We start from the raw sequence: 9,512 nt of genomic DNA on the forward strand, positions 1-9,512 counted from the left end.
ATGCCGGATATGGGGATGCCAGTTTGGCGCATCCTGATGAATTGTTCGGGTCAATGCCAACGGAATTCACCAGGTCGAGGAATATTGCTTAGTGCCTGACCCGAAACTTGCGTTTCGCGAAGTCGGTCTCTCGGCGAAAACCTCACCTGGAAGTCTTCGTGTTGTTTTTCACGGGGAGCGGACTCATTGGATGAGAAAATTTGATTTAAGTTCGAATTTCAGCGAAGATTGGGCGCTCTTATTTGGAGGGTGCCATGTCGCTGGATGGTGAGGATGGCGAAGGCGCTGGCTCGGTTATTGGGCCAGGCGGTTCGAGTCCGGTAAAATTTGTCTGGACATTTGAGCGAGTTATCGAAGTATTTAAACTTGTGATCGTTACGATCTTGGGCTCGATATTTGCATTTATCAGCGGTCTGCCCAAATGGGTTATTGATTCGCATCAGGCCGACGTCGCCAGTTTGAGCACCACGAATCCGGATTCAAACCTGGTTGTGAAAAAAATATGTCCCACAGGCGACGGAAAATATTTGTATGACGTGTTTTATGAAGTCAGTGTGAAAAATAACACTGAAAACAAAGTAAAAATTACGTACAGTATTGCCCAAATGTATACCTACGACCCATCCCAGATATCACGTGATCAATTGGATCGTGGGTTTAGAATTGATGATGTCCCGCAGCCGTCTTTTGTGGAAAAAGGTCCGGTGGAAGGGCAATTTATTCTGAAGAACGGCAGTAAAATTTTTCAGGAGCAGTATTCATGGTCTGATAATCCGAAAAAGGGATGGGCATTGAACGCTGTGGATGCCAGTTACATCGAGGGAAATCCTCCGAATGATGTTCGGCAATTCTTCGAGAGAAATTTTACAGATGACACGCGGGCAGCAATACAGAGGGGTGCGTCCATCGATAGATATCTGTCTCCAGGTGGTGGATTGACGGGGATCATTGCGCCAGGTCAGGACAGCGCCACGAATGTGCGTTTTTTGATAAGGGCGCGCCCCGATCAATATATCGGCTTGGTGGTCACCTATGGGATTGATGATACGATCGTATCGCCCAGTCCCTTGCTGAATCTGACTTCTGATTTCCAACGATTTTCCGAAGCTGATGAAAACCGCGCTGCGGAAACTGCCGAAGCGGGATTGTGTGCGAGTCCAGCGAAAAATCGCGACAAGACCAACCAGAGATCACCGCCGCGCTCGCGCAAGGCCAACTAACCTGACCCGCATAACGGTCGTGCCTGGCATCTGTCGAACGGTTGCGGACGCTGCGTCTTTGCGATGGCGGGATCATCCTACGATCCGATAGGGCACCAGGTCGCGCCGCGCGGGATCGACATCGATCGCCTTGTCGCTGGGCGGGAACGCGCGCTGGTCACAGGCGTCGCGCGGGCAGATGCGGCACGATGCGCCGATCCGTGCGACCGCGTCATCGGATGCCAGGTTCAGCGCGTCGGCATAGATGAATTCGGCGGCATGGGTCGCTTCGCACCCCAGCGTTACCGCATAGCGGCGCGGCGGGCGGTAATAGGAACTGGATGGTTTGACGAGGCCCTTGGCGATCGAGACATAGCGGATGCCATCGGGCATTTCGGCAAGCTGGACATGGATGCGGTCGGGAATGGCGACCGCTTCGTGCACGATCCACAAGGGGCAGGCGCCGCCGAACCGGCCGAATTGCAGGCGCGTGGCCGAATGGCGCTTGGTGACATTGCCGGCCATGTCGACGCGGCAGAAATAGACCGGGATGCCGCGTGCGCGCGGGCGTTGCAGCGTCGACAGACGGTGGCAGCACTGTTCGAAACTGGTGTGGAACAACAGGCGCAGCCGGTCGATATCGTGGCGCAATTCGCGCGCGGCGGTGCGAAAGCGTTCGTAGGGCATCAGCAGCGCGCCCGCCGCATAGTTGCCCAGCCCGATCGTCAACAGATGCCGCGCAGCGTCGCTTTGCAACGAGGCGGCCTCGACAATCCGGGCAATCGGGTCGGACAGCGCGAGCGCGGCGACCTGCCAGGCAAGCTGGAACCGCCCACTTTCGATCGGCTGGTTGGAATCGAGTTCGAGATGGCGGCGCGCGGCGTCATAGTGGCGCAGTGCGCCGCCGCCGGTCCAGGTGACGGTTACGCCCTGCGCGCGCAGCCAGCCCTGCATCGACTGCACGCGCGGGCTGGCGTCCTCGCCCGCGATCTCGGCGGCCAGCGTTTCGGCGGCGCGGTCGAGCGCATCGACATAGTTGTTGGCATTGTGGAACCAGTCGCGCACTTCCTCCCACGGCAGGCGTCCCCCGGCGGCCAGACTGGTGCCGATCGTTTCATCGAGCATGTCGAGCCGCAGCCGGTTTTGCGTGTGCAAGGCATGCAGGCGCACAAAGGCATCGGCAAAGCCGGGAAACTGGCGCACCAGCCGTTCGACCGCTTCGCCCGGCAGATCGCCCGGCAGGTGCGGATCGGCCAGCGCCTCGTGCAGCGCGGTGGTTAGCGCGTCGCCCCCGGCGGGTGCCAGATCGGCCCAGTCGAACGGAAACGCACCGCGCAAGGCATCGGCCAGCGCCGGGGTCAGATGGCGTTCGTCGTTTTCTAGTTGCGACAGATAGCTGGCGCTGATCCCCAGCATCTGGGCCATCTCGGTCTGGCGCAGCGCGCGGCGCGCACGCAGGGCGCGTAGCTGTTTGCCGGCAAACAGCCGCTGGCGCATGCTCATCAATCGGGCCCTTCTTTGCAAAGTTGGGGTTTACAACTTTGCAGATTAACATTGGACTCGGGCCATGCAATGCGTCATTCGCCCGCAATCGTATTTCAGAGGATAGCGCATGTCCGCAAACATCGCCGAAATGGAAAAGCGCCGCGCCGCCGCGCATCTGGGCGGGGGCCAGCGCCGCATCGACGCGCAGCACGCCAAGGGCAAGCTGACCGCGCGCGAACGGCTTGAAGTTCTGCTCGACGAAGGCAGCTTTGAAGAAGTCGATGCCTATGTCGAACACAACTGCGTCGATTTCGGCATGCCCGATACGGTGATCCCCGGCGATGGCGTGGTGACCGGTTCGGGCACGATCAACGGGCGGCTGGTGTTCGTGTTCAGCCAGGATTTCACGGTGTTCGGCGGCGCGGTGTCGGAACGCCACGCGATGAAGATCTGCAAGATCATGGACACCGCGATGAAAGTGGGCGCACCGGTAATCGGGCTGAACGATTCGGGCGGCGCGCGCATCCAGGAGGGCGTCGCCAGCCTGGGCGGCTATGCCGAGATTTTCCAGCGCAATGTGCTGGCATCCGGCGTGGTGCCGCAACTGTCGCTGATCATGGGGCCCTGCGCGGGCGGCGCGGTCTATTCGCCCGCGATGACCGACTTCATCTTCATGGTGAAGGATTCCAGTTATATGTTCGTCACCGGGCCCGATGTGGTGAAGACGGTGACCAACGAGATTGTAACGCAAGAGGAACTGGGTGGCGCGGTTACCCACACCACCAAGACATCGGTGGCGGATCTGGCGTGCGAAAACGATATCGATGCGCTGCTCGCCGCGCGCGAACTGTTCGATTTCCTGCCGCTGACCAACCAGACCGGGGTGCCGGTGCGGCCCAGCAGCGATCCGTGGGACCGACTGGAAGACAGCCTCGACACGCTGATCCCGGCCTCGGCCGCGCAGCCCTACGACATGCACGAAGTCATCCGCAAAGTGCTCGATGAGGGCGACTTCTTCGAAATCCAGCCCAAGCACGCGGGCAATATCCTGTGCGGGTTTGGTCGGATCGAAGGGCGCACGGTGGGCGTGGTGGCCAACCAGCCGCTGGTGCTGGCAGGCGTGCTCGACATCAATTCATCGAAAAAGGCCGCGCGTTTCGTGCGGTTCTGCGATGCCTTCGAAATCCCGATCCTGACCTTTGTCGATGTGCCCGGTTTCCTGCCCGGCACCGCGCAGGAACACAACGGCATCATCAAGCATGGCGCCAAGTTGCTGTTCGCCTATGCCGAAGCGACCGTGCCGAAGATCACCGTGATCACGCGCAAGGCCTATGGCGGGGCCTATGACGTGATGGCGTCAAAGCATCTGCGCGGCGATCTCAACTATGCCTGGCCCACCGCCGAAATCGCGGTGATGGGTGCCAAAGGCGCGGTCGAGATCATCTTTCGCGGGCTGTCGGGCGAGGAACAGGCCGAGAAAGTCAAGGAATACGAAGACCGCTTTGCCAATCCGTTCGTCGCGGCGAGCAAAGGCTTTGTCGATGAAGTGATCCACCCCCATTCGACCCGCCGTCGCATCGCGCTGGGCCTGCGCAAGCTGCGACACAAGGCGCTCGAAAACCCGTGGAAGAAACACGACAACATTCCGCTGTGAGACCGGTTTTTGCCATTCTTATGTGTGTCGCTGCGCTGGGTACGGCCGCATTTACCTATGTTTGCTGGCGAGGCGTAAAACACAACGAATTCAGAATGGTTGCACGGAACGGATGGCATAAGTCCAAAAGGAATTCATTTGACTGGTGGTTCAACACAGTCGGGAATTTCATTTACCTGTTTGCATTCGCTGGCGTGTTTCTCGTTGGCATTTACGAAGGCTTTTTGCGAAAATGAAACTCGGTCGGTTGAACCATGTTGGGGTGGCTGTGCCCTCGCTGCAGGACGCTATTGCCTATTATCGCGATGTCATGGGCGCGACGCTTATCACTGAGCCGTTCGACATGCCCGAGCAGGGCGTCAAGGTGGCGTTCGTCAACACCCCGCACGACAGCGGTATCTTGGATACGCAAGGCGGTACCCAGATCGAACTGATCGAACCGCTGGATGAAACCAGCCCCATTGCCGGTTTCATTGCCAGGAACCCCTCCGGGGGTCAGCATCACTTGTGCTACGAGGTCGATGATATCGAGCAGGCCCGTGAATGGTTCAAGGCCCAGGGCAAGCGCATCCTTGGCCCCACTCGCATTGGGGCGCATGGCACGCCAATCTTCTTTTTGCACCCCAAGGACATGTTGGGGCAACTGACCGAAATCATGGAAACCCCCAAAGGGGTACATTGAGGATCGCCATGGCAACGCTCGACGACTGGCAAAAAGCCGCCGCCAAGGAGGTCAAGGGCAAGGACCTGACCTGGCACACGCCCGAAGGGATCGCGGTCAAGCCGCTGTATACCGCCGACGATGTGGCCACCGATCCGGGCCTGCCCGGCTTTGCCCCGTTCACGCGCGGGGTGCGGGCCAGCATGTATGCCGGGCGGCCGTGGACCATTCGCCAATACGCCGGGTTTTCGACCGCCGAGGAATCCAACGCATTCTATCGCCGCAATCTGGCCGCCGGGCAAAAGGGGCTGTCGGTGGCGTTCGATCTGGCCACCCATCGCGGCTATGACAGCGATCACCCGCGCGTGGTCGGCGATGTCGGCAAGGCGGGCGTGGCGATCGACAGTGTCGAGGACATGAAGATCCTGTTCGATGGCATTCCGCTCGACCAGATGTCGGTGTCGATGACGATGAACGGCGCGGTGATCCCGATCCTGGCGTTCTTCATCGTTGCGGGCGAAGAACAGGGCGTCGATCGGCGCCTGCTCGACGGGACCATCCAGAACGACATCCTCAAGGAGTTCATGGTCCGCAACACCTATATCTATCCACCCGAACCGAGCATGCGGATCATCTCGGACATCTTTGGCTATACCAGCCGCGAAATGCCCAAATTCAATTCGATCTCGATTTCCGGCTATCACATGCAGGAAGCCGGCGCGACGGAAGTGCAGGAACTGGCGTTCACCATCGCCGACGGCATGGAATATGTGAAATACGGTGTCGCCAGCGGGCTCGATATCGACAAGTTTGCCGGGCGCCTGTCGTTCTTTTTCGCGATCGGCATGAATTTCTTCATGGAAGTTGCCAAGCTGCGCGCCGCGCGCGTGCTGTGGCACCGGGTGATGACCAGGCTGGGCGCGCATGACGAACGCAGCAAGATGTTGCGCACACATTGCCAGACCTCGGGCGTGTCGTTGCAGGAACAGGACCCCTACAACAACGTCATCCGCACCACGATCGAGGCGATGGCGGCGATGCTGGGCGGCACGCAGTCGCTGCACACCAACGCACTGGACGAGGCGATCGCGCTGCCGACCGATTTTTCGGCCCGCATCGCCCGCAACACGCAGATCGTGATCCAGGAAGAAACCGGGATGTGCAACGTGGTCGATCCGCTGGGCGGGTCGTACTATATCGAGGCGCTCACCCAGCAACTGGTCGATGCGGCCTGGGCGATCATCGAACGGGTGGAAGCCGAAGGCGGCATGGCCAAGGCGGTGGCCGCCGGCTGGCCCAAGGCGATGATCGAGGAAGCCGCTGCCGGGCGCCAGGCGCGGGTGGACAAAGGCGAAGACGTGATCGTCGGCGTCAACACGTATCGCCTGGCCAGCGAGGACAAGCTCGAAACGCTTGAAGTCGACAACCACGCGGTCCGCGAAGGGCAGATCGCGCGGCTCAAGGCGTTGCGGGAAACGCGGGACGAGGCGAAATGCCGCGCCGCGCTGGCCGCGCTGACCGAAGGCGCGCGCGGGCAGGGCAATTTGCTGGAACTCGCGGTCGAGGCGGCGCGCCATCGCGCCACGCTGGGCGAGATTTCCGACGCGATGGAACAGGTGTTCGGCCGCCACGGTACGTTCCCGACCCCGGTCAAGGGCATCTACGGTGCGGCCTATGATGGCGACGCGCGCTATGCCCAGGTGCTCGACGGGGTGGCGGCGGTCACGCGTCGGCTGGGCCGGGCCCCGCGCATGCTGGTGGCCAAGATGGGCCAGGACGGCCACGATCGCGGCGCCAACGTGATCGCCAGCGCCTTTGGCGACATGGGCTTCGATGTGACCAGCGGGCCCTTGTTCCAGACCCCCGAAGAGGCGGCGAAACTGGCGCTCGACAGCGATGTCGATGCGGTCGGCGCGTCCTCGCTCGCCGCCGGGCACAAGACGCTGATCCCCGAACTGATCGCCCGCCTGCGCGAAGCCGGGCGCAGCGATATCAAGGTCGTCGCCGGCGGGGTGATCCCGCCGCAGGATTATGAATTCCTGCGCGAGGCCGGGGTGCAGGGCATCTATGGCCCCGGATCAAACGTGGTCGAATGCGCCGCCGACCTGCTGCGCCTGCTCGGCCACAACATGCCGCCCGCGGGCGAAGACCTGCAAGCGGCGGAATAACCATGCGAATGTCTGACCCAGCCCTCCCGCTTCGTCACCCCGGGCTTGACCCGGGGTCCCGCTGCCTTGTCGAGCCTCGCCAGAAAGCGGGACCCCGGGTCAAGCCCGGGGTGACGGGATGGGGAAAATTCCGCTTCGATCTCGACCATGGCTTCTATCGCAATCGCAAAGAGAACACCTAAATGTTCAAGAAAATCCTCATTGCCAACCGGGGTGAAATCGCCTGCCGCGTGATCAAGACCGCGCGTCGGATGGGTATTGCGACCGTGGCCGTCTATTCCGATGCCGATGCGCGCGCGCCGTTTGTGCGCATGGCCGATGAGGCGGTGCATATCGGCCCTGCCCCCGCCGCGCAGTCGTATCTGATCGCCGACAAGATCATTGCCGCGTGCAAGGCGACGGGGGCCGAGGCGGTCCATCCCGGCTATGGCTTCCTGTCCGAACGCACCAGCTTTGCCGAGGCGCTGGCCGCCGAAGGCATCGCCTTCATCGGGCCCCCCATCGGGGCGATCGCGGCGATGGGTGACAAGATCGAATCGAAAAAACTGGCCAAGGCGGCGGGCGTCAATGTCGTGCCCGGCTTTGTCGGCGAGATCGAGGATACCGAACACGCGGTGCGGATTTCCGACGAGATCGGCTATCCGGTGATGATGAAGGCCAGCGCGGGCGGCGGGGGCAAGGGCATGCGCCTGGCCTATAGCGAACAGGACGTGCGCGAAGGCTTTGAAGCGGTGAAGCGCGAAGGGTTGAATTCGTTCGGCGATGACCGCGTGTTCATCGAAAAGTTCATCCTCAACCCGCGCCACATCGAAATCCAGATCCTGGGCGATCAGCACGGCAACATTCTCTATCTCAACGAACGCGAATGCTCGATCCAGCGCCGCCACCAGAAAGTGGTCGAAGAAGCACCCTCGCCGTTCGTCACGCCCAAGATGCGGCGGGCGATGGGCGAACAATGCGTCGCGCTGTCGCGGGCGGTGGGCTATTATTCGGCCGGCACGGTCGAACTGATCGTGTCGGGCGCCGATCCGACGGGCGAAAGCTTCTATTTTCTGGAAATGAACACCCGGCTTCAGGTCGAACATCCGGTGACCGAGGCGATCACCGGCATCGATCTGGTCGAACAGATGATCCGCGTCGCGGCGGGCGAAAAGCTGTCGTTCACCCAGGACGATGTGGGCATCGATGGCTGGGCGATCGAAAACCGCGTCTATGCCGAAGATCCCTATCGCGGGTTCCTGCCCTCGACCGGGCGGCTGGTGCGCTATCAGCCGCCGGTGCCGGGCTGGACCGATGATGGCGCGGGTAACGGTCGGCGCGGGATCGATGGCGTGCGGGTCGATGACGGCGTCTATGAAGGCGGCGAAGTGTCGATGTTCTATGATCCGATGATCGCCAAACTGGTCACCTGGGGCGCCACCCGCGACGAGGCGGCGGACAAGCAGATCGCCGCGCTCGATGCGTTCGAGATCGAAGGGCTGGGCCACAACATCGATTTCGTGAACGCGATCATGCAGCATCCGCGTTTCCGTTCGGGCGAACTGACCACCGGGTTTATCGCCGAGGAATATCCCCAAGGGTTCCACGGCGCGCCCGCCTCGCCCGAACTGACGCGCAGCCTGGCCGCGATTGCCGGATTCCTCGCCACCGCGCGCGCCGATCGCGCGCGGCGGGTCGACGGGCAACTGGGCGACCGGCTCGATCCGCCCGCGCAATGGTCGGTGCGGATCGGGGCCGAACGGCATGCCGTGGTGCTGGAGGCCGATCTGGTCACCGTCGATGGCGTGCCGGTCGATCTGGACATGGAATATACCCCCGGCGACCGGCTGATCCATGCCGATGTCGATGGCGACGCGCTGACGGTGAAAGTCGAACCGCTGCGCACCGGGTTCCGCCTGACCACGCGCGGGGGCATCCACGGCGTCGATGTGCTGCCGCTGCCGGTGGCGCCGCTGGTGGCGCACATGATCGAAAAGATCCCGCCCGACTTGTCGAAATTCCTGATCTGCCCGATGCCCGGCCTGCTGGTCGCGCTGCATGTCCAGCCCGGCGATTCGGTCGAGGCGGGGCAGCCGCTGGCGGTGGTCGAGGCGATGAAAATGGAAAACATCCTGCGCGCGGAAAAATCGGGCAAAGTCAAACTGGTCAACGCCAAGGCCGGAGACAGCCTCGCCGTCGATGCGATTATCCTTGAGATGGAATGAGTTGGAGAGGAAGGCGCGGCGACGCAGATCGCCGCGCCGATCCCCACCCACCCGCAAAGGCAGATTGACGTTTACGTAAGCGCGAATTAGAGCGCGCGCATCACGAACGAAAGGCGAAGGCAGCCCATGAAAGCGCTAGTG

The 9,512-nt window shown here is 61.6% G+C and carries 6 protein-coding genes; 5 read left to right on the plus strand and 1 reads right to left on the minus strand.

Annotated features, from left to right (window positions below; translation table 11 throughout):
- The first annotated feature begins 254 nt into the window (after positions 1-254).
- Positions 255-1,220 (plus strand): hypothetical protein, encoded by a 966-nt coding sequence (locus AQZ49_RS22325; protein ID WP_156428298.1) that lies wholly within the window; start codon positions 255-257, stop codon positions 1,218-1,220.
- Between the two features lie 72 nt (positions 1,221-1,292).
- On the opposite strand, the gene AQZ49_RS13890 is transcribed toward AQZ49_RS22325, so the two are convergent.
- Positions 1,293-2,702, minus strand: a complete 1,410-nt coding sequence (locus tag AQZ49_RS13890) for a helix-turn-helix domain-containing protein (protein WP_067616616.1) — start codon at positions 2,700-2,702, stop codon at positions 1,293-1,295.
- 109 nt (positions 2,703-2,811) lie between these two features.
- Here AQZ49_RS13890 and AQZ49_RS13895 point away from each other — a divergent pair, with 109 nt between their 5' ends.
- From AQZ49_RS13895 to AQZ49_RS13910, 4 genes are all read left to right on the plus strand, one after another.
- Complete coding sequence (locus AQZ49_RS13895; protein WP_067616618.1) at positions 2,812-4,338, plus strand: acyl-CoA carboxylase subunit beta; 1,527 nt, start codon at positions 2,812-2,814, stop codon at positions 4,336-4,338.
- Positions 4,339-4,570: 232 nt separating this feature from the next.
- Positions 4,571-5,020 (plus strand): methylmalonyl-CoA epimerase, encoded by a 450-nt coding sequence (gene mce, locus AQZ49_RS13900; protein ID WP_067616620.1) that lies wholly within the window; start codon positions 4,571-4,573, stop codon positions 5,018-5,020.
- Between the two features lie 8 nt (positions 5,021-5,028).
- Entirely contained in the window at positions 5,029-7,167 is a 2,139-nt protein-coding gene (scpA, locus tag AQZ49_RS13905; RefSeq protein ID WP_067616622.1) for a methylmalonyl-CoA mutase, read from the plus strand.
- Between the two features lie 182 nt (positions 7,168-7,349).
- Complete coding sequence (locus tag AQZ49_RS13910; protein ID WP_067616624.1) at positions 7,350-9,371, plus strand: acetyl-CoA carboxylase biotin carboxylase subunit; 2,022 nt, start codon at positions 7,350-7,352, stop codon at positions 9,369-9,371.
- Positions 9,372-9,512: the final 141 nt, after the last annotated feature.

Origin of the sequence: Novosphingobium sp. FSW06-99, assembly GCF_001519065.1 — a bacterium.
GTDB lineage: Bacteria > Pseudomonadota > Alphaproteobacteria > Sphingomonadales > Sphingomonadaceae > Novosphingobium.